Genomic DNA, 21,158 nt, shown 5'->3' with positions numbered 1-21,158 from the left:
GCGTATCTGTTAGCGAGGTAGGGACGGATTCCACTCCGTCCCTGGCTAATCCTGGACGCGTCTCCTGCAGGGAGAGACGGACAACGGAAAAACCTGAAGCCTCCGTTGGCCCGCCGTCTCTTCCTGGGCGGCGGTCTGCCTCAAGGCCTGACTTGGGACGGAGTGGAATCCGTCCCCACCAGGCTAAATCCGTACGGAGCGGCAGTTCCGCCCTGCCCGGGGAGGAATCTCAAAACCGCTGGAGAAAGTTGTCGAAACGAATTCGTGCCGTCCTGTAAATTCCCCTCTCGACAAACACATCCGACATCCCATGAAAACGCATTGCTTCCTCCTGCCTCTCCTGCTTCTGCCCTTGCAGCTCCAGTCTCAGCCCGGCGTCCCACCGTCCCTCGACGATCTCAAACGCGAAGCCATCGCCAAAGTGGACGACCTGCGCACGCTCACGCAGCAGATGGTCGATCAGATTTTCAGTTTCAGCGAACTCGGTTTCCAGGAGTACGAGACCTCGAAATACGTCACGGGGATTCTCGCCCGGCACGGGTTCGGCATCGAACACGGCGTGGCCGGGATTCCCACCGCCTGGATCGCCACGTTCGGTTCCGGAAAGCCAGTGATCGCTTTCATCACCGATCTCGACTGCATTCCACGCGCTTCGCAAAAACCCGGCGTTGCGTATCACGATCCGCTCATCGAAGGCGCGCCCGGCCACGGGGAAGGACACAATTCCGGCCAGGCGGTCAACGTCACGGCGGCGCTGGTCTTGAAGGAATTGATGCAAAAGCATCGCTTGCCCGGAACGCTCAAACTCTTTCCCGGCATCGCGGAGGAGCAACTCGCCACCAAAGCTTTTTACGTTCGGGCAGGCCTCTTTGCGGACGTGGACATTGTCCTGGGATCGCACGTCGGCGACAAATTCTCCACGGCGTACGGCCAGCCTGTGACCTCAAGCGGCCTGGTTTCGGTGCAGTATGTTTTCTCTGGCAAAGCCGCGCATTCGGCCGGCCGGCCCTGGGAAGGTCGCAGTGCCCTGGACGCCGTCGAATTGATGAACACGGCCTGGAATTTCCGACGGGAGCACCTCCGCTGGCAGCATCGGTCCCACTACGTGATTATCAATGGCGGGGACCAGCCCAATGTCGTCCCGTCCGAAGCCGCGGTGTGGTATTTCTTTCGCGAGCTCGATTACGCGCGGATCAAAGACCTCTACGACCTCGGCAATACCATGGCCAATGCCGCGACGATGATGACCGACACGAAAGTCACGCAGCGGCTGATCGGTTCCGCCTGGCCCGCACACTTCAACAAAGTCGTCGCGGAAACTCAGCAGAAAAACATCGAGCGCGTGAGAATGCCGGAGTGGAGCGACGCCGATCAAACGCTGGCCAAGGGGCTCCAGCAGGAAATCCGCGCCAAACCCGAGGGACTGAAACTCAAGGTTGAGCCGCTCTCCGAGCCCAAGGAATCCACCGGGGGAGGCTCGGATGATATCGGCGACATTTCCTGGAACGTGCCGACCGTTTATCTCTATTACCCGGCCAACATTCCGAATCTTCCCGGGCACAGTTGGGAGAACGCGGTCGCGATGGCGACCCCGATTGCGCACAAGGGTTCGACCGCCGGCGCGAAGGTTCAGGCCGCGACGGCGCTCGACTTCCTGCTTTCGCCGGAATTAGTCAAGCGCGCCTGGGCGTATTTCCACGAAGTTCAAACCAAGGAAACGAAATACGTGCCCTTGATTGGTCCGAGCGACCGGCCCGCGATCGAATTGAACCGGGAGAAAATGGCGAAGTTCCTTCCCGAAGTGAAGAAGTACTACTTCGACTCGGCGAAGCACAAAACCTACCTCGAACAACTCGGCATCAAGTATCCGACCGTGCGAAGGCCGTGACCGGGAATGGATTCGCGGATCAGTGGATTCTTGGAAGTTGCGGTTTCCGGCGGTGAACACGCTGCGATCAGCCGGACAACTGTACGTCTCGACGGTCTTGAGGTAAGGCGCGAAGGCGGCGCGTTTGGAATCGGTGAACGCTTCCGGATCGACGTAACCCGAAGTGACACCGTGGATCGTGCTTTCGACCCAATTGGCGCCATATCCGGAATTGGGCAAAGGACTGCCGCGAACGTTCGACGGGATCAAGCCATTATGGTCATCCTGGTACAAATGTCCAAATCAGGACCAATTGTTTGTGGTTGTGGAGGCACTTCGCGCGCCAGGCTTGCGATTTCGCTTTGGTCAGCGCCGGTAAAAGCAGCGCCGCCAAAATCGCAATAATCGCGACGACGACCAGTAGTTCGATCAGAGTGAATCCTCGCTTGGGCTTCTTCATCTTTGGTCGGTGCATCCGCATTTCTCCAGCAGTCCTTCGCGCCATTTTCTAATGCAATTCCCTGCCTGAGTCCATGCGATTCTTGGGGAGCGCACGCGCCCCGCGTGCCGTGTTCCGCGCCCTCGCGGAACACAAGAACGCGTCCGAAATATCCAGCGTCTTGCTATCCTCCTGCGCCTTCCTCCGGCCGGCGGGGGCGCCGGTCGGCACACGCGAGGGCGCGTGTGCTCCCCAATCCCATTATGGCCCTGCAACGCCACCCAGCGCTCCGGCACGCGCCCAGGCGTCGGCCTTCAGCACGTCCTCGAGCGACGGATGCGACACGAGCCGATGCCGGTCCATGGTCCTGCGCACCGTCTCACTGATCTGCGGAAAGCCGATCTTGCCCTGGCAAAAGGCCGCGACCGCGATTTCGTTCGCTGCATTCAAGACGGCTGGCATGGTGCCGCCGAGTTCGCCGGCGCGCCGCGCCAGGCCCAGCGCCGGGAACCGTTCCAGGTCCGGCTCTTCGAAGGTCAGCGTGCCCAGCCGCGCCAGATTCGTTTGCACGCGGTCGCTGCCGATGCGTTCGGGATAGGTCAACGCGTATTGAATCGGCAAGCACATGTCCGGAGTCGAAAGTTGCGCCAGCATCGAGCCGTCGATGAATTCGACCATCGAATGGATGATGCTTTGCGGATGGACCACGACCTGGACGCGGCCAATTTCGATGTCGAACAGCCAGCGCGCTTCGATCATCTCCAGGCCTTTGTTGAAGAGCGTGGCCGAGTCGATGGTTATTTTGGTTCCCATGACCCAGGACGGATGTTTCAACGCGCGCTCCAGCGTGATGCCGTCGAAATCCTCTTTCGGCGTGGTGCGGAACGGGCCGCCCGAAGCCGTGAGCCAGAGGCGGCGCACCGAATGCGCCGGTTTGTCCTGGAGACATTGGAAGATGGCGGAATGCTCACTATCCACGGCCAGGACCCGCACGCCATGCTGGCGCGCCTCGTGCATCACGGTCTCACCCGCCATGACGAGAATTTCTTTCGACGCGACGGCAATGTCTTTCCCGGCGCGAATCGCGGCCAGGGCCGGCGCCAGTCCGGCGGTTCCAACGATGGCGATCAAGACGATGTCGGCGGAAGGCAGAGTCGCCAAACGAATCAAACCTTCGTCGCCGCAGAAAACTTTCGTCGTTGTGCCGAGCGCGGCGCTGAGTTCTTTGGCGTCTCCCGGATCGCGCACGGAAACAGCTTCGGGCAGATGCTGCCGGGCTTGTTCGAGCAACAACTTGGCATTGCCGCCGGCGGCCAGGCCGAGCAGGCGAAGGTGATCGGGCAGGTCCGTCACGACCTTGATCGTGCTGGTGCCGATCGATCCCGTGCTGCCAAGGAGGACGACGTGTTTCATGCCAGGAAGGAGGGAAGGAGTGGAGTGATGGAATGCTGGAGTGACTCGATCCAGTGTTTCGACCTCCAACAATGGATCCCCGTTACTCCAGGACTCCACCACTCCAATCTGAACCGATCAAGCGTTCTCATGCCGTTAAAACATGCCGGAGGTACACATACATCAGCGGGGCATTAAAAAGCAGACTGTCCATCAGGTCCAGCATTCCGCCGATGCCGGGAAACAGCCGCCCCGAATCTTTGACCCCGGCTTCGCGTTTGAAAAGCGATTCAATCAAATCTCCGACCACCGCCGCGCCGCCCAGGAGAATTCCCAAAATGATCGCGTGACCGAGGTTCATATGAACCAACTTCGCTTGCGCCGCTTGAAAGAAAAGGACGCTGGCCAGCGTCGAAACGGCGAGGGCGCCGGCGAATCCTTCCCAGGTTTTGCCGGGGCTGATCCGCGGACACATCTTGTGCTTGCCAATCAACGAGCCGACGACGTACGCGCCCAGATCGCTGAATTTCGTGACCAGAATGAAATAGAGCACGTAGTGCGCCGCGTGGATGTCGGGAAAGAACTTGATCTTCTGAATGAAGTTGAGAAGCCAGGGCACGTACATCAAACCGAACAAGGTGGTGGCGATCGCCGTGATCCCGGCAGGGTTCGTGCGCGAGACCAATTGGCGGAGGCAAAGACCGAGCACGAAAACGATCAGAACGCTCGTCTCAAAATCGTTCGCCTTGGCCGGGTGCAGATGGAGCGGAAAAGCGTCGGAGAGATACACGAACGTGCTCGTCATGAGCAGCAGTCCGCCGAATACGCCCAGGCCTTTGAAGCAAGCCAACTGCCGCCGCCCGACCAGATCGTAGAATTCCGCCAGACCAATTCCGGCAATGGCCATCATCGTGATCAGGAAGACGTAATCCGAAATGACCTTGTTCTTCACGAACAAGGTTCCGATGACGAGCGCCCACAACGTCACGGAACTTGCCAATCGCCGCAGCAAGACGTGGTGCTTGGACGGCGACAGTGAGGCAGCTTGCTGCGCTTCGGGCATGGGGGAGGAAAATAACGGGCTGAGTCGTCGTGTCTATCCTGAAAGCTGCACTGCCGCGGCTTCGGAGCCATGCGCACAGCCCTTGAACGGTAAGGACGCGTTCCACCGCGTCTCTGAAATTGCTCTTTCGATCGGTGAGTAAAGTCAGGAAAGTCAGGGACGGAGTGGAATCCGTCCTTGCCAGTGGGAGAGGGAGAGCATTGGACCCAGTTGAAGATTTACGATTGAAATATCGAATTTTCAATTGATCTGGCGCGGCTCGGAAGTTCACAATCCGCATCCGAAGCGAATGACCTGGAACCAGGATTACAATCCCCTGCCGCATTGGATCCTTTCCACGCTGGTTTCCGCCCTCCCGGTCCTGACTTTGTTCTTCGTTCTGCTGGTTCTGAAGAAGCGCGTCTGGATTTCAGCGTTGAGCGGCATGATCATGGCCGTGCTTCTCGCCGGCACCGTCTTTCACATGCCGGTGGCGCTGATTTCCCAGGCCACGTTGATGGGCTTCATCTTTGGATTTCTCCGCATTGCCTGGATCATCATCGCCTCGATCTTTCTCTACAACATCGCGGTCGAGACGGGCCAGTTCCAGGTCATGAAGGAGTCCATCGCCACCCTGTCTTCGGACCGGCGGATTCAAGTCATCCTGATCGCGTTTTGCTTCGGCGCGTTTCTCGAAGGCACCGGCGGCGGCGGCGCGCCGGTGGCGATTGCGGGATCGTTTCTGATCGGCCTGGGTTTTCCGCCGTTTCAGGCGGCGACCATTTGCTTGCTGGCGAACACCGCTCCCGTTGCCTGGGGCGGCGTCGGCAATCCGATTCGCGTTCTGAACCTGGTGACGGGTCTGCCGGAACATGAGTTGAACGCGATGGTTGGCCGAATTCTGCCGCCCTTCTCGCTGATTCTTCCGCTCTGGCTGGTGCGCAGCATGGTGAACTGGAAACAGACGAGCGAAGTCCTTCCAGCGCTGCTGGTGAGCGGCGCCTCGTTCGCTGGGATGCAATTTTACTGGTCGAATTATCAGGAAAGCGGACTGGTGGATATCATCGCGGCGATCTTTTCCCTGCTCGTCATGGTGGGCTTCCTCAAACTCTGGAAGCCGCGCAACCTGATGCTCGTGGAAAACGGGAAGGTCCAAATTGAAATGCGCCGCCATTCCTTTCTCGGCGTGGTGAAGGGGTGGTCGCCTTTTTTGCTGTCGTCCGTGTTCATCTTCGTTTGCGGCATGCCCTCGTTGAACAAGTATCTGAAGATCGCCGCGCTCTCGTTTCCTATGCCGGGCTTGCACAACGCGGTGATTCGCGTTCCGCCAGTCGTTCCCACGCCGACGCCAGAGCCGGCGATGCTGGACTTGAACATCTTTGCGCTGCCGGGAACGGCGGTTGTGGCGGGCGCATTTCTCTCCGCCATGCTGTCGGGGATGGCATTTTCGCGGGCGCTGGCGATTCTCGGACGGACCATTCGGCAGCTTGTCCCTTCGCTCCTGGCAATCAGTTTCATGGTCGGCCTGGCTTACGTGACGCGGTATTCGGGGATGGATACGGTGTTAGGATTGAGCCTGACGCACACCGGCTGGCTGTTCCCGCTGTTTGGCACGCTGCTGGGCTGGTTGGGCGTGGCGTTGACCGGCACCGACGCGGGTTCCAACGCATTGTTCGGCAACCTGCAAAAGGTCACTGCCGAACAACTCAATCTGAGTCCGGTCCTGATGGCCGCGGCCAACAGCGCCGGCGGCGTGATGGGCAAAATGATCGACGCGCAATCCATCGTCGTCGCCAGCACTTCCACGCACCAGGAAGGGAACGAAGCGGCGATTTTCAAGGCGGTCTTCAAACACAGCATCGTGCTGGCGGTGCTCGTCGGACTGGTGGTGATGCTCTATGCTTACGTGTTTCCGGGCGTGATTCCGTGATGTTTGTCCAATGAGTTTCATGCCGGTGCCGGTGAAGAACCAATGAATTTGCCTCGTCAGAGCGATGCACACTGGTTAGATTTTCCGCCGTTGCGACAAGGATAGCCAACGCGGAAATTCGACAAATGGCGTAGCGGATCGCGAAAGAGTTTAATCCGGAGCGGATCATCCTCTTTGGCTCCCATGCCTATGGCACACCTCGTCCGGATTCGGACGTGGATTTGCTGGTGATTCTGCCGTTTACGGGCTCGAACTCCGCAGGAGCCAGGGTGATTGCAACTGATCCAAGTTCGTGTGCCTGGCAGCCATTAACGAGAAACGCATTTATGACCAAGATCACAATTCTGGCGGGCTTGAGCGCCGCGCTCGCCACCGGTTCCATCATGTCCAATCGAATTGAAGCCGCCGAATCCGTCCCGGCTTCCGGCCGCGATGCGGGCGCCCTGACTTCACCCGATCCGTACCTGTGGCTGGAAGATGTCACGGGCGAGAAGGCCCTGGCCTGGGCCAAGGAACAGAACGCCGTGAGCACGCGGGAACTCGAAGCTTCGCCGGACTTCGAGAAGATTCGGCAGCGGCTGCTGTCCATTCTCGATTCGAAGGAGCGAATTCCCTACCCGGCCAAGCACGGCGCGTTCTACTACAACTTCTGGCGCGATGACAAAAATGTTCGCGGCTTGTTTCGCCGAACGACGCTGGAGGAGTACAAAAAAGCCAATCCCGCCTGGGAGACCGTGCTGGATCTCGATCGCTTGGCGGCGACGGAAAAGGAGAATTGGGTTTGGAAGGGCTACGATGCGCTCCATCCAACTTACGACCGCGCCCTGGTCTTCCTTTCCCGAGGCGGCGCCGACGCCGTTGTGGTGCGCGAATTCGACCTGAACACCAAAGAGTTCGTGCCGCAGGGATTCTCGCTTCCCGAAGCGAAGGTGGACTTGAGTTGGAAAGATCGCGACACGCTTTATGTGGGAACCGACTTTGGCTCCGGCTCTCTGACCAGTTCGGGTTATCCGCGGATTATCAAAGAGTGGAAGCGCCATTCGCCGCTCCAGGAAGCGCGGACGGTTCATGAGGGGAAGACTGAAGACGTCGGGATGCAGGTGAACGTCATCCACGATCACGGGCGCACCTACGAATTCATCGATCGGGGAGTCACCTTCTTCACCAGCGAGAGGTATTGGCGTCGCGGGGAGCAATGGATCAAGATCGAGAAACCGGCCGACGCGCGAGTCGAGACCTTCGGCGACCAAATCCTGTTCCGGCTGCGTTCGGATTGGACGGTCGGCGGGAAGACTTACGCGGCGGGAGCGCTGCTGGCGGCCAACTTCGAAGCCTATGTGAACGGGGATCGCACGTTCGAGATTCTGTTCGAGCCGACGGAGCGCAAATCTCTGGCGAGCACCACGCAAACGAAGAATTATCTGATCTTGAACGAGCTGGAGAACGTGCGGAACAAGCTGTACTCGCTCAAGCGCGAGAACGGCCAGTGGAGGAAAGCCCCGTTGCCGGCGCCTTCTTTCGGCTCGCTGAATATCAACGGCGTCGATAAACACGAATCCGACAATTATTTTTTGAACGTCGCGGACTTTCTCACGCCTTACAGTTTTTATCTGGGAACCGTCGGCGAGGAAAAACGCGAGCTGCTGAAACAGTTGCCCGCCTTCTTCAATGCGGAAGGTCTGGAAATCAGCCAGCACGAGACGCCATCAAAGGACGGCACGCGGATTCCTTACTTCCAGGTCAGCCGAAAGGGGCTGGCGTTGAACGCGCAGAACCCGACTTTGCTCTACGGCTACGGCGGTTTTGAGATCCCGATGCTGCCCAGCTACAACCCGGCCGTCGGTTCGGCCTGGCTGGAGCGCGGCGGCGTGTATGTGCTCGCGAACATTCGCGGCGGCGGCGAGTTCGGACCGAAGTGGCATTACGCTGCCCGAAAGGAGAATCGCCAGCGCGCTTACGACGATTTCATTGCCGTGGCCGAGGACTTGATCGCGCGCAAGATCACGTCGGCGAAGCACCTCGGCATTCAAGGCGGGTCCAATGGCGGATTGCTGATGGGCGTGATGCTCACGCAACGGCCGGATCTTTTCAAAGCGCTCGTTTGCCAGGTGCCGCTCCTGGACATGAAGCGCTACAACAAATTGCTGGCCGGCGCGAGCTGGATGGACGAATACGGCGATCCGGACAAGCCCGAAGACTGGGCCTACATCAGCAAGTTCTCTCCGTATCAAAATGTCGTGAAGGGGAAAAAATATCCGCGCGTGCTGTTCACGACTTCGACGCGTGATGACCGCGTTCACCCTGGCCACGCCCGCAAAATGGTGGCGAAGATGAAGGAACAAGGCCATGACGTGCTTTACTATGAGAACATCGAAGGCGGCCACGGCGGCGCGGCGAACAACAAGCAAGCCGCTTACATGTCAGCTCTGGCCTACACCTTCCTGGTAAAGGAACTTCGGGAACCCTGACCGGGTAAGGACGCGTTCCACCGCGTCCCTGGATTATCCTGAGCGCGCCGGCCGAACCGAGAGCGAACGATGGGTACCCTGAGCGGCTCTCTGTTTCCATCGTTGCCTCCCTGGCAGCCGAACGCCGCCAGGTTCGATTTGGGACGCAGTGGAATGCGTCCCTACCGTCTTCATGGAAATCCGGCTTGGTCACGGGGCCATGCACACGGCTCATGAACCAGGTAGGGCGAGTCCGTCCCGGCGAGCCGCTCGACGTGCGTGGAACACGTCCGACTCGGCTCGCTGAGACAGGCTCGCCCTGCCTCTTCGTCATGGAATGCCAGGGGTAAAGATGGTTGGTTCGACGTTCGGCGTTCGAGGTTGGATGTTCAAAGTTTGGAATCTCAACATCGAACATCGAACGCCGAACATCGAACGCTGAACTTGAAGACACCAAGAAACGTTGAATCCGTGCCCGACCCGGGCCATCCCATTCCGCGCCTGGTTCCCGAGGAGCCATTTCCTGCCTATGCGTATGTTCCGGGCAAATCGCCGCATCCGACGCGCAACGCCGCGCACCGCGGTAGCGACAAACCTCATGCATCCCCTGCGCCACTCGATCCGGATCATTGGCGCGAATGCCGGCCGTATGTCCGGGGAATCGATCTTTTCAATCACGGCTATTACTGGGAAGCGCACGAAGCCTGGGAAAGTCTCTGGCACGCCTCGGGCCGGCGAGGGCCGGTGGCGGAATTTCTCAAAGGACTGATCGCGCTGGCGGCCGCAGGCGTGAAAGCCCGCGAGGGGCGGGCCGGCGGAGTCAAACAACATGCCCAGCGCGCGCGCAGTATTTTCGAGCCAATGAAAGTTCAACCCGCGTCTGGCCCCACACCCCGCTTCCTCGGCTTGGAACTGCGCACGCTGATCGACAACTCGACACGGATCGCCGAAATGCCCGAAAAAGTCCTGAACACCGCGGACTGTTCCGTGGCGATTGTTTTTGAGTTCCAGCTTCGCTTGGAGCCCAGCGCATCCTGAAGACCGGGGTTCGGATCACCCTCTTCCCCGGTAAGGGAGGAGAGGGCTGGAGAGGGGAGGTCCGTCTTTATGCGTTCCCCCTCTCCTTGGTCCTCTGCCCACTGGTGCCTCGTGGGGAGAGGCAGAGAACTCCAAAGAACTCCTTCACTCCGTCTTCGGGACTTGGGCGGCTGGTGCTCAAAACCCGGCAGTAAACTGCCGGGCTATTTTCAAGTCTCCCTCCGGGAGAGCTTCCGCGGTCCAACGTCCAATTTCTAGTGCAGGCAGCCGGCAATGCCGCGATAATCATTACAAATCTGCGCTGCCTGGATGAATCCTGAAACCAACCTGACATCGAGTCGGTCTCATTGCCTGAATTGAGCTATGAGTGAAGAGAAGCAAACCTCGCGGAGCGGCGATTCCGGCGCAGGCAGATTTCTTCCCGTGCTGCTCCTGTTCTTCGTCGGCAGCGGGTGCGCGGCGTTGATCTACGAGATTGTCTGGTTCCAGTTGCTCCAACTCGTGATCGGGTCGTCGGCGGTTTCCTTGGGCGTGTTGCTGGGGACGTTCATGGGCGGGATGTGTCTGGGGAGCGTGGTCTTGCCGCGGATCGTTTCCGCTAATCGCCATCCTTTGCGGGTGTATGCCGGTCTGGAGTTGGCGATCGGAGTTCTTGGCATTCTGGTTTTGCTTCTGGTCCCTCAAGTTGCCCGGCTCTATGTGGCAGGCGCCGGCCATGGCTTCACGGGCATCCTGCTTCGCGGGGTCGTATGCGCCGGGTGTTTGCTGCCACCGACCATTCTGATGGGCGCGACGCTCCCGGCCATGGCGCGTTGGGTCGAAGCAACGCCGCACGGTATTTCGTGGCTGGGCTTTTTCTACGGAGGGAACATCGCCGGGGCCGTGTTTGGTTGTCTGCTGGCGGGATTCTATTTGCTCCGCGTCCATGACATGGCGACGGCCACGTACGTCGCGGCTGCGATCAACGGAGCTGTGGCTCTGGGTGCCTTGGCCTTTGCGGCGCTGGCTCGTTACGAGCGCGACCAATCCTTTGCTTCGCGCAGCAGCCGACGCGAGGAGGCTCATTCTCTCAAATCCGAAATCCGAAATCCGAAATCCGAAGTGGATCAGAGCCTCCTGACGTCCGCGGCTACGAGTACGCCCGATTCCAGTGAAACAGGCTCTGCTGCTGATACCGCGGCTTCCTGGCCGGTGTATGTGGCCATCGCGCTCTCCGGATTCTGCGCGTTGGGCGCCGAAGTGATCTGGACGCGGCTCTTGTCGCTGCTCCTCGGTGGGACGGTCTATACGTTCTCCATTATTCTTGCAGTGTTCCTCGTCGGATTGGGAATCGGCAGCAGCGTCGGGTCGATCCTGGCGCGCGAAACCGTTCGAGCACGGCTGGCGGTGGGTGGCTGTCAACTGCTGTTGGCCGCCGCGACGGCGTGGACCGCATACATGCTGGCCAATTCGCTTCCCAATTGGCCGATCAAACCGGCGCTTTCCACCAATCCGTGGATCGGTTTCCAATTAGATCTGGCGCGATGTTTTTGGGCGGTGCTGCCGCCGACGCTCCTTTGGGGCGCAAGCTTCCCGCTGGCGCTCGCGGCCGTGGCCTCGCGCGGACGCGACCCAGGCCGGCTGGTCGGCGGCGTGTACGCGGCGAACACGGTCGGCGCGATCCTGGGCGCAATCGGCGCGAGTGTCGGCCTGATTCCATGGATCGGCACGCAGCATTCGCAGCAAGTGTTGATGGGAATCTCCGTGGTGGCTGCGGTGTTGGTTTTGACTCCTCTGCTCTGGGCAAGACGGAACAACGCCTCTGAAGCCGAAGGCCCGGCCCACTCCGCACTCCGCACTCCGCATTCCGCCCCCGGCCAAACCGTGCCAACGATGTTCGGCAGAATCTCGGGCTCTCTGGCTCTGTTGTTCGCGGGCGTGTTGGCCGCGTGGTTGATCTGGCACGTGCCCAAGGTCCCGTGGGGCCTGGTCGCGTATGGCCGCAACCTCGCGATTCAAGACGAGGTTTCGAAGCCGCTTTACCTGGGCGAGGGAATGAACTCGTCGGTCGCGGTCACCGAGTCCAGCGGCCAGGTGCGGAATTTCCATGTCAGCGGCAAAATCGAAGCGTCCACCGAACCCCAGGACATGCGGCTGCAACGCATGCTGGGCCACATCCCGGCCTTGTTCCATCCGCAGCCCAAATCCGTCTTGATTGTCGGCTGCGGCGCGGGCGTGACGGCCGGCTCGTTCATCGTGCATCCCGGCATCGAGAAGATCGTCGTTTGCGAGATTGAACCGCTCATTCCGAAGGTCGTCGCTCAGTATTTCGGCAAAGAAAACTACAACGTCGTGAAAGATCCCCGCGTAAAGATCGTTTATGACGACGCCCGGCATTACGTGCTCACGACCGCGGAAAAGTTCGACATCATCACCTCCGATCCGATCCATCCCTGGGTCAAAGGCGCGGCGACGCTTTACACGAAGGAGTATTTCGAGTTGTGCAAACGGCATTTGAATCCGGGCGGGCTGGTGACCCAATGGGTGCCGCTTTACGAGAGCCGAATGGACGTCGTGAAAAGCGAGATCGCGACTTTCTTTGAAGTGTTTCCCCACGGCACGATCTGGAGCAACGATCTGGGCGGCGAAGGCTACGACGTGGTTCTGCTCGGCCAAAGCGACCCGATCAAGATCAACGTGGACGAGCTGGATCGGCGGCTGGAACACCACGAGGCCGTCAGCCAATCCCTCGGCGAGGTCGGTTTCAAATCGACGGTGAGTTTGCTCGCGACCTATGGCGGCCAGGGACCGGACCTGAAGCCGTGGCTGAAGGACGCGGAAATCAATCAGGACCGCAACCTCCGGCTCCAATACCTGGCTGGACTGGGACTCAATGCCAGCGAGGGTTGGAGCATTTTCGAGCAAATGATCGTTCACCGGAAGTTTCCGGAAAACCTCTTCATCTTCTCGGCGAGTCAGAGAGAGGCGTTAAGAGCCGCGCTGGAGGGAAAGGATTCGCAGTGAACAACAATGTAGGGCAGGCATCCTGCCGGCATCCTGCCTGCCCAGTGACGCGTCGCTAACGACCATCCGAAAACGCAACGCGATCCTGGACTGAAATTGGGACAGGCTGGAAGCCTGTTCTACGTTGAAATGCTCGCAATCACTCACATTCCTTCGCCGAAGCTGAGCCGGTGCGAACTGACTTTCGTTGCTCGCACCGCCATCGACTACCGCCGGGCGCTCCTTCAACACGAAGCGTATTGCCGGATGCTGCGCGAATGCGGCGCCGAGGTCCGCGTGCTGGACGTGAATCGCGATTTCCCGGATGGTGTGTTTATCGAAGACACAGCGATCATTCTGGATGAAGTGGCCGTCCTCGCCTCGATGGGCGCGGAATCCCGGCGCGCCGAGCCGGCCGGGATCGAACCGGTGCTTCGCAAATACCGGGAGGTCCAGAGAGTGGAATTTCCCGCAACCATTGAAGGCGGAGACGTAGTGCGCGTGGGGCAGACGTTGCTCGTGGGTCTGTCGTCGAGGACGAACCCGGCCGGGCTGGAAGCATTGGCGGCCATCGCGGTGTTCCACAATTACCGCGTCCGGGGCGTGCCGATCCGGGAATGTTTGCACTTGAAGTCGGCTTGCACGGCTTTGCCCGATGGACGGCTGCTCATCAATCCGGCGTGGGTGAATGCTCGAGATTTGGCTGGGTTTGAAACCGTTCCTGTGCCCGAATCCGAACCCTGGGCGGCGGACGTGTTGAGCATCGGCGATATCGTTTGCATGGCCGCCGTGTACCCGCGAACGGCTGAGGCAATTGCCAAACTTGGCTTCACGGTTCAAACAACGGATTTGTCCGAATTTGCCAAGGCGGAAGGCGGTGTCACTTGCTTGAGTTTGATTCTGGAGTCCCACTAAAATGACGACAACGGAAAGCTCGGACGGCCTCCGAGCCGTGCGCGCGGCTCTTGAGCTTATCGCTGGTAGGGCGAGTCCGTCCCGGTGAGCCGCTCGACGAGCCCGGAACACGTCCGGGGCGGCTCGCTGGGGACAGGCTCGCCCTACCTTGAAGTTCGTGGTCGCCGTTCTCCCGAACGGGTCGTTCGAAGATGGCGCGAGGTTCGTGGCCAAGAGGGATGACCAATGAGTACCTGTCGTGCACAATCTCTTTTACCTGCTCGCCGTCAGCGCGCTGGAACAAGGGCTTTCTCCGTGAATTTCGAGGCGAGGCCATGTCATTGCAAGGAGTCCATTATGCCAAAACTCAGAATCGCCTCATTTAACGCCGAATGGATGCCGAATCTGTTCGTCGGCAACGAAGCCAGAATTTACCCGGCCGAATCCAAGAAGGGCGGATTGGGCGGCAAACCCAAGGATTGCCCGGGCGTGTGCAAACGCATCGCGGGCGTCGTCAAGACCGTGGATTGCCACGTCGTGGGCATCGTCGAAGGCCCGCCGCGCAAGGCCCAGATGGAATTGTTCGTGAAAGAATACCTGGGCAATCGCTACAAGGTTTTCAGCGCGGAAAGCGGGCCGCAATCCAATCATCTCCTCGTGCGCGACGATTGCCCGGTGAAGGCGGTGCAAGTCCCCGAGACCAACGACATCTACAAACATCTTTCGCGCAAGGTGGAGTATTACCACTAGGACGAGGTCAAAAAGGCGACCCTGGAGAAGTTCACGCGCAAGCCCGCAGTCCTGCGCTTCAAAATCCAGACTGAGACGTACGAGCTGATGCTGTTCCACACCAAGTCGCAAATCTCCAGTCTCAAGCGGAAAGAGCATTTCACCCGGCGCGACAAAGAGGTCATCGTCGATGCGTTGCGTTCCCGCCAGAAGCTTTCGGCGGAGATGGCCGCGGTGCGCCGCTACCTCAGCCACGCCATTCTCAGCCTGCGCACCGACGGCTGCATTCTCATGGGCGACCTGAACGATGGGCCGCACCGCGATGTCTTCGAGGAGCATTTCCTTATCCACAACATCGTCGATGAATTGCGCGGCGGTTTTCATCGCGAAGCCGCGCTCATGCACCACGCGCTCCCGCAAGCTTATCTGGAACCCGACGCCGACCACGCTTACTCCGCCGAGTTCTCGGACCCGACGCGCGATGGGAAAATGATCCGGACGCTCACCGACCACATCCTGGTCACCACGGGCATTTTCAACGGCACGACCAAACTCAAATCGCTACGCGACGCCGGCAAGGTGGATCATCAAGCTTACGGGCAGCACGTCGTGAACAAGGGAAAAACTCGCGACGACCGCCCCAGCGACCATCGCCCGGTCGTGGCGGTGTTTCAGTTTTAGAGACCACCTGCCAAAAGCAATTTCCGAAACGTGGGGCAAACTTGCCGGTTTGCCACGACGGCATACGTGTTTGCGTGGTAGGGACGGATTCCACTCCGTCCCAAATCAAGCCTTGAGGCAGACCGCCGCCCAGGAAGAGACGATGGCCCAACGGAGGCTCCTGGTTTTTCCGTTACCCGTTTCCCCCTTCAAGAGACGCCTCAAGGATTAATCAGGGACGGAGTGGAATCCGTCCCTACCCACGCTAAACAGATACCGCCCGGCAGGGTGTCGGCCCCCTTTTCGGAAATTGCTTTTGGCAGTCTGACGGCTCGGAGAATCCCTGATCTCCAAATCCGGTTTCGCCGGTAGCGGTGGCTTTGGTATTCGTACCGTGGCACTCTGGCCGTTCTTCTGGCCGGGAAAGCTTAGCCAGAACCAGGCCGTCCGAACCGGGGAGCACACGCGCCCTCGCGTGTTTCGACCGGCGCCTCGCCGGTCGGATGGAACGCGTCAGAAGGCCACTCGAGGGCGACAGGTTGGACGGAACCCTTGGGTCGGCGAGGGCGCCGACCACGGCACGCGAGGCGCGTGCGCTCCCCTTCTTCACTGAATCGTTACGGCTTGCCCCCGCGACTCCGAATCTGATGAATCGCCCATTGCGCGTGCTCCGCGATGAGCGGTTCGTTCTCCCTCGCCGCGCGCTCCAAGGCCGGCAGCGCGCTTTGATCCCCGACGTTCCCCAGCGCGACGCATACGTTTCGCGAGAGGCCGCGGCGCTTGGCGCGGAGAATGGGCGTGTTGGCGAAGCGGCGTTTGAACGCCGCGTCGTCCAGCGCAAGCAAATCCAATAAGTCCGGCGCGGCCAGGTCTGGCCGCGCGTGTTCCCTCATCAGGTTGGCTTCGCGGGCGAACCGATTCCACGGACAAACCTCCAGGCAATCATCGCAACCGAAAATCCGCGCCCCGAGGGCGGGACGCAGTTCGACCGGGATCGCCCCGCGCAGTTCGATGGTGAGGTAGGAGATGCACCGCCGCGCGTCGAGTTGGAACGGGGCCACGATCGCTTGCGTCGGGCAGGCCGCCAGGCAGCGGGCGCACGAGCCACAAAGATTTTTGGCGGGGGCGTCGGGTTCGAGCGGGAGCGTGGTGAGAATTTCGGCCAGGAAGAACCAGTTGCCCAGTTGCCGGTTGATCAAGTTTGTGTGTTTTCCGATGAACCCCAGGCCCGCCCGTTGCGCGAGATCCCGTTCGAGCAACGGGCCGGTATCGACATACCACAGCGAACGGGTTCCTGGTCCGCCGAGGCTGTTGACGTGCTGGGTAAGCTGCTTCAAAGGCTCGGCCAATGCTTCGTGGTAGTCGGTGTAGCGGGCGTAGCGGGCGACAATTCCGGTGGGGCGGGGGGCGGGGGGCGTAAAACGTGAATCGTCAGGAGCGCTAGCAGAATCGCGGCGATTGGCGTAGTTGACGGCCAGGGTGATGATGGTTTTGGCTTCCGCGAGCACTTCTTGAGGGTTGACGCGTTTGGCGGCGTTGCGCTCCAGGTAAGCCATTTCGCCGTGGCGGCGGGCCGCGAGCCAACGGCGGAACTCGGCTGCGGCCAGCGGGGGATCAGCCGTGGTGAATCGGCAGGCGTCAAAGCCCAGTGCCAGCGCTCGGCTCAGAATGCGGTTTTTCACGAGGGCGGGCCTGGGCGGCCCGGAATTGATGCGCCACCTGGAGCGCGACCTCTTTGACGGACCGAATGTCGGTGCCGATCAACACGTCGGCCTGGCGGTAAAATCCCTCGCGTTCCGCCAGCAACTTGCGGATGGTCGCCAGCGGATCCGGGGTGTTGAGGAGCGGGCGATGGGCCTGGTGGCGGACGCGGCGCCAGATGACTTCCGGCGCGGCCCAAAGACAGACGACGAGCGCGTGCGTTTTCAGGCTGGCCAGGTTGGCCGGATGCGTCACCAACCCGCCGCCGGCGGCAATGACCGTCCGCCGGTAACGCGCCAATTCTTCCACCACCGCGCGCTCGTGCTCGCGAAACTTCACTTCGCCTTCTTCGGCAAAAATCGCGCTGATCTTCTTGCCGGTCCGGCGTTCGATCAGGACGTCCGTGTCCACCAGGCGAAAGTGGAGGATGCGCGCGAGCAGTTGGCCGACGGAAGTTTTCCCCGTGCCCATGAAACCAACCAGCGCGATGTTGTGCAGAGGCCGCGACTGACTCACGTTCTCTAATTAGCCGATCAGGGAGCGCCAGGCACGCATTTTAGCGAGCCTGGCTTAGCCGGAACGATTCAGTTGAACTGGGGAGCACACGCGCCTCGCGTGTGCCGACCAGCGCCCCGCCGGTCGGATCCTCGTTGAAACCGTCGCACTGAGTGGGACGGTTCAGTTCGATTGAATAGAGTCGGCGAGGGCGCCGACTCCCGGACGCGAGGGCGCGTGTGCTCCCCGTCCGATCTGAATCGTCGCTGCTTACTGCTTGGTCCACGGGATGGACGACAAAGCTCGTAGCGCAGAGTTGCACTCTGCCGTATCACAGAATTGTATTCTGCGGGGCGTCTCCCAGTCCGAGCCCGCTGGGACTGGCCGGCGCCCTGCCGATTGGAAATCGGCGATACAGCAGATTGAAAATCTGCGCTACGGTTCTCCGGTCGATCTGTCGTCAATCCCACGGTCTGCACAGTATTATTAGCTTGGATCAAGGCTGGCGATGGCGGCTTTGAGTTTGTCCGAAATGAATTTCTGGTATTCGGGAGAAGTGACCTTGCGGCTGTCGGCCTGGGACACGTAAAAGCTGTCGATGGCCGCGCCTTTCTCGGTGCAAATCTTCGCCAGGGCGATGTCGAGGCTCAAGTCTGCCAGCGCCTGCGAGATGATGTAAAGCAACCCGACCCGGTCCTCGGTCTGGATGTCGATGACCGTGTAGTAATCGGAGGTATCGTTGTCAAAATGGAGGACGGTCGGGATTTGCTCGCCTTCGAGCGCGCGATAGATCGGCACGGTCACTTTCTGGCGGGCGATCAGCGGCGAGAGATCCAGATGGCCGGTGAGCGCCGTTTTCAAGAATCGCTCGAACTTCTCGCGTTCCTCCCGGACCGGCAGCAAACCGGTTTTGGCATCGGTCACAAAGAACGTGTCCAGAATGATGCCATCCGTGCGTGAGAAGATTTGCGCGCTGAGAATGTTGAGGCCCGCCGCAGTCAGGCAGCCGGTGATCTTGCTGAAGAGGCGGGCGCGGTCCCAGGTGCAGACGTGCACGGCGGTGTAGCCGCGGTCCGGCTCGTTGTGCCAGTCGATGACCGGTTCGAGCGCTTTGTCCTCCTCGTGCATTTGCAGTTGCAGGAATCGCTGCTCGCGGTCCAGGTCGGCCATGATTTGCCGGGCGGAATGAATCTGGAAATAACGCGCGGGCAAATGCGCGAAGTGAGCCTGGAGTTCGTCTTCCCCGAGGTGAGACGACATCAGCTTGCGAACCTCCGCGGCCAGCAGTTCACGATGTTTTTCTTCGGCACGAAGAAAGTCCGTCCCGCCCGAGAGCAGGTTCATGGTCTTGTGATAAAGCGTCGAGAGCAGAGTATCCTTGAATCCGTTCCAGAGTTGTTCGCTGGTCCCCAGGGAATCGGCAAAGGTGTGCAGCAGGAGCATGTCCAGGTTTTCAGGAGACTGGACCAGCGCGGCAAAATTCCGAATCACCACCGGGTCGTCCAGGTCGCGGCGCAGCGAGATTTGAATCATGGCCAGGTGCTGTTCCACGAGCAGGCGCAGGGCGTGGGTGGTGGCGCTGTCCAGGCCCAGGCGCCGGGAGACGTTCAGGGTAAGTTTCCCGCCGAGCACCTCGTGCTTGCCGTCGTCATAGGCTTTGCCCGCGTCGTGCAGCAGCAACGCCAGATAAAGGACGAACGGCCGCTCGATGCGCTGGAAGATTTCGGTGTAACGGTTGAAGGGTGGTTGCTTCGCTTCCCAGACCTGGTCCAGCTTTTCGAGGCACATCAGTGTATGCTCGTCGGCGGTGTAACGGTGATAGAACTCGTGCTGGACCAGGCACGTCAAACGCCCGAACTCCGGCAGGTACCGCCCCAGCAGTCCGACGTCGTGCATGGCGCGCAGGATCGGCGCGACGTTTCCGCGTTGGTTGAGGATTTCGAGAAACGTTTCGTGAACGTGCCGGTCCTGCAGGAAGGTTTTGCCGGCCAGCGACAGATGGTTGCGGACGAGCTGCGTCAGGTCGGGGTGCAGCGTGAATCCGCGTTGCTGCGCGTAGAGAAACACGCGCATCAACCGCCGCGGCTGGTCGCGAAAGACGCGCGGCGTGGCGGCGTGAATCTCGCGGTCGATCAGCTTGAAGCCGTCGAACAACTGCTGCAGCGCGCGCTGGCGGCCGCTGCGAATGATCTGGCGCAGCGAAGGCAGCCGCTGCGGTTGCGGCAGCAGCGCCAGCCGCTGCTCCACCGTGCGCGTGATCAGGTAAATGTTGCGCATGTGCGAATACAGATCGCGCATGAACCGCTGGAGCCGCTTGCTCGGCGAACGGTCGGTGTAGCCCAGGTGGTGCGCCACAACCGGCTGCAGACTCCTGGACAGCGCGTCCACGGGCCGGTTGGTCTGGTAGTGCAGCTCGTTCCGGGTCCGGAGCAGGAAATCGTAAGCGGCTTCGAGTTGCTTGGATTCGCCGGCGCCGATCAATTCCCGCGTCTCCATTTCGCGCAGCGTGCGTACGCGGTATTTGAAGAAGGACATCCAGACCAGGTTCTGGAAATCGCGCAATCCGCCGCAGCCATTCTTGATGTTGGGTTCCTGCATGGTGGCGGAATTGCCGAACTTGGCGCGGCGAGCCTCCTGATCTTCGATTCGCGCCTTGATGTAGCTCGCTTCCGAACCCCGCACGCATTTGGCCAGGACGACGGCCTGCATGCGCTGGAACAACTCCTCGTCCCCGGCGATCAACCGCGCTTCGATCAGCGACGTTTTGGATTGCATGTCCGTGTTGGCAATCCGCGCGCAGTCATCGACGCTGCGGACGGAATGGCCAACCTTCAGTCCGATGTCCCAGAGCGTGTAAAGCAACCCATCCGTGAGGGCCGAGAGATACGGACGCGGCTTGCCGTTGAAAACCAGTTCCCCCGAATGCAGGAACATGATGTCAATGTCGCTCTGGGGATTGAGTTCGCCCCGGCCATAGCCACCGAGCGCGACCAGAGCAAAGGTTACTCTCCGGGCGGACGCATCTAGCGGCGCGCTGTTTCGGACGGCGTCCAGGAGGTAGCGCAAGAGGACATCGAGCACCGCGGCTTGCCCCTGGCAGACCGCGCGCCCGCCGGCGCCGGCGCGATGTTGCATCTTGAGGCGATGGCGTTCGACTTTGAGGAAGTTCTTGTAGCGCGCCAGTTCGCTGCTGGGCGCGCGGTTTTGCGGCAAGACCAGCCGCTGCGCGGCGTGCGCTTCGATCTTTTCCAACAGGTTCCGCATCCGACGCACGATAGGTCAGAAGTCCGCGAAAACGCAAGTGAACCTGAGAAGTCTTTCCAACTGAACACTCAGTCACCGGTATTTCCAGAGCGTGAATGAAACTGAAACTGACTTTTGACTTTGATCATCGCAGGAATCGCCCTTCCGATTGAACACCAACCGCCTCTGTGGCCGGAGGGGGACGAACGAGCCGGGTTCGCGTCACACGGAATAGTTCATCTTTCCCAAAACCGTGGAGAGGATCCGGAGGGCGAGAATGGCGCTTGGTTTCGTCCGGG

14 protein-coding genes and 1 pseudogene are annotated in these 21,158 nt (G+C 60.2%); 9 read left to right on the top strand and 6 right to left on the bottom strand.

The window, feature by feature from the left end; all coding sequences use genetic code 11:
* Nucleotides 1–310 precede the first annotated feature (310 nt).
* Nucleotides 311–1,888 (top strand): amidohydrolase, encoded by a 1,578-nt coding sequence (locus FJ398_01090; protein MBM3836550.1) that lies wholly within the window; start codon nt 311–313, stop codon nt 1,886–1,888.
* A 259-nt stretch (nt 1,889–2,147) separates the two neighbouring features.
* Here FJ398_01090 and FJ398_01085 read toward each other — a convergent pair whose 3' ends face one another.
* The 3 genes from FJ398_01085 to FJ398_01075 all read right to left on the bottom strand — a co-directional run bounded on the left by FJ398_01085 (nt 2,148) and on the right by FJ398_01075 (nt 4,761).
* Entirely contained in the window at nt 2,148–2,372 is a 225-nt protein-coding gene (locus FJ398_01085) for a prepilin-type N-terminal cleavage/methylation domain-containing protein (GenBank protein ID MBM3836549.1), read from the bottom strand.
* Nucleotides 2,373–2,567: 195 nt separating this feature from the next.
* Nucleotides 2,568–3,719 carry a 1-deoxy-D-xylulose-5-phosphate reductoisomerase gene (locus FJ398_01080; GenBank protein MBM3836548.1) on the bottom strand — a complete coding sequence of 384 codons (1,152 nt, stop codon included), beginning with the start codon at nt 3,717–3,719 and terminating at the stop codon, nt 2,568–2,570.
* A gap of 127 nt (nt 3,720–3,846) precedes the next feature.
* Complete coding sequence (locus FJ398_01075; protein ID MBM3836547.1) at nt 3,847–4,761, bottom strand: phosphatidate cytidylyltransferase; 915 nt, start codon at nt 4,759–4,761, stop codon at nt 3,847–3,849.
* Nucleotides 4,762–5,050: 289 nt separating this feature from the next.
* Between FJ398_01075 and FJ398_01070 the strand changes: the two genes are divergently transcribed.
* The 8 genes and pseudogenes from FJ398_01070 to FJ398_01035 all read left to right on the top strand — a co-directional run bounded on the left by FJ398_01070 (nt 5,051) and on the right by FJ398_01035 (nt 15,441).
* Complete coding sequence (locus tag FJ398_01070) at nt 5,051–6,670, top strand: L-lactate permease (protein MBM3836546.1); 1,620 nt, start codon at nt 5,051–5,053, stop codon at nt 6,668–6,670.
* Between the two features lie 137 nt (nt 6,671–6,807).
* Nucleotides 6,808–6,912, top strand: a pseudogene (locus FJ398_01065) (nucleotidyltransferase domain-containing protein).
* A 141-nt stretch (nt 6,913–7,053) separates the two neighbouring features.
* Nucleotides 7,054–9,138, top strand: coding sequence for a S9 family peptidase (locus tag FJ398_01060; protein ID MBM3836545.1), 2,085 nt, complete (start codon nt 7,054–7,056; stop codon nt 9,136–9,138).
* Nucleotides 9,139–9,777: 639 nt separating this feature from the next.
* Nucleotides 9,778–10,155 carry a DUF309 domain-containing protein gene (locus tag FJ398_01055; protein ID MBM3836544.1) on the top strand — a complete coding sequence of 126 codons (378 nt, stop codon included), beginning with the start codon at nt 9,778–9,780 and terminating at the stop codon, nt 10,153–10,155.
* A 363-nt stretch (nt 10,156–10,518) separates the two neighbouring features.
* The gene (locus FJ398_01050; GenBank protein ID MBM3836543.1) at nt 10,519–13,158 is read left to right on the top strand and encodes an SAM-dependent methyltransferase; all 2,640 of its coding nucleotides are present in this window, start codon (nt 10,519–10,521) and stop codon (nt 13,156–13,158) included.
* A gap of 129 nt (nt 13,159–13,287) precedes the next feature.
* Complete coding sequence (locus FJ398_01045) at nt 13,288–14,052, top strand: dimethylargininase (GenBank protein ID MBM3836542.1); 765 nt, start codon at nt 13,288–13,290, stop codon at nt 14,050–14,052.
* Between the two features lie 336 nt (nt 14,053–14,388).
* On the top strand, nt 14,389–14,781 hold the full coding sequence (locus FJ398_01040; GenBank protein MBM3836541.1) for a hypothetical protein: 393 nt from the start codon (nt 14,389–14,391) through the stop codon (nt 14,779–14,781).
* 87 nt (nt 14,782–14,868) lie between these two features.
* Nucleotides 14,869–15,441: a hypothetical protein gene (locus tag FJ398_01035; GenBank protein MBM3836540.1), complete on the top strand. Its 573-nt coding sequence runs from the start codon at nt 14,869–14,871 to the stop codon at nt 15,439–15,441.
* Nucleotides 15,442–16,037: 596 nt separating this feature from the next.
* Here the strand turns inward: FJ398_01035 and queG are convergent.
* The 3 genes from queG to glnD all read right to left on the bottom strand — a co-directional run bounded on the left by queG (nt 16,038) and on the right by glnD (nt 20,880).
* Entirely contained in the window at nt 16,038–17,102 is a 1,065-nt protein-coding gene (queG, locus tag FJ398_01030) for a tRNA epoxyqueuosine(34) reductase QueG (GenBank protein ID MBM3836539.1), read from the bottom strand.
* Complete coding sequence (locus FJ398_01025) at nt 17,059–17,637, bottom strand: hypothetical protein (protein ID MBM3836538.1); 579 nt, start codon at nt 17,635–17,637, stop codon at nt 17,059–17,061. The genes queG and FJ398_01025 overlap by 44 nt, the downstream gene beginning before the upstream one ends.
* 465 nt (nt 17,638–18,102) lie before the next feature.
* Nucleotides 18,103–20,880, bottom strand: a complete 2,778-nt coding sequence (glnD, locus tag FJ398_01020) for a [protein-PII] uridylyltransferase (protein MBM3836537.1) — start codon at nt 20,878–20,880, stop codon at nt 18,103–18,105.
* Nucleotides 20,881–21,158 lie beyond the last annotated feature (278 nt).

The sequence above is a fragment of the Verrucomicrobiota bacterium genome (genome assembly GCA_016871535.1).
Classification (GTDB): domain Bacteria; phylum Verrucomicrobiota; class Verrucomicrobiia; order Limisphaerales; family SIBE01; genus VHCZ01.
The sequence above is the reverse complement of the archived record's forward strand: the minus strand, read 5'-3'. Positions and strand labels throughout refer to the sequence as shown.

Excerpts from the sequence above, each read along its gene's own strand:
- FJ398_01035 (MBM3836540.1), top strand. The coding sequence starts at position 14,869 with ATGCTGTTCCACACCAAGTCGCAAATCTCCAGTCTCAAGCGGAAAGAG.
- FJ398_01045 (MBM3836542.1), top strand. The coding sequence starts at position 13,288 with ATGCTCGCAATCACTCACATTCCTTCGCCGAAGCTGAGCCGGTGCGAA.
- FJ398_01075 (MBM3836547.1), bottom strand. The coding sequence starts at position 4,761 with ATGCCCGAAGCGCAGCAAGCTGCCTCACTGTCGCCGTCCAAGCACCAC.
- FJ398_01090 (MBM3836550.1), top strand. The coding sequence starts at position 311 with ATGAAAACGCATTGCTTCCTCCTGCCTCTCCTGCTTCTGCCCTTGCAG.
- FJ398_01060 (MBM3836545.1), top strand. The coding sequence starts at position 7,054 with ATGTCCAATCGAATTGAAGCCGCCGAATCCGTCCCGGCTTCCGGCCGC.
- FJ398_01040 (MBM3836541.1), top strand. The coding sequence starts at position 14,389 with ATGCCAAAACTCAGAATCGCCTCATTTAACGCCGAATGGATGCCGAAT.
- FJ398_01050 (MBM3836543.1), top strand. The coding sequence starts at position 10,519 with ATGAGTGAAGAGAAGCAAACCTCGCGGAGCGGCGATTCCGGCGCAGGC.
- FJ398_01070 (MBM3836546.1), top strand. The coding sequence starts at position 5,051 with ATGACCTGGAACCAGGATTACAATCCCCTGCCGCATTGGATCCTTTCC.
- glnD (MBM3836537.1), bottom strand. The coding sequence starts at position 20,880 with ATGCGGAACCTGTTGGAAAAGATCGAAGCGCACGCCGCGCAGCGGCTG.
- FJ398_01080 (MBM3836548.1), bottom strand. The coding sequence starts at position 3,719 with ATGAAACACGTCGTCCTCCTTGGCAGCACGGGATCGATCGGCACCAGC.
- FJ398_01085 (MBM3836549.1), bottom strand. The coding sequence starts at position 2,372 with ATGGCGCGAAGGACTGCTGGAGAAATGCGGATGCACCGACCAAAGATG.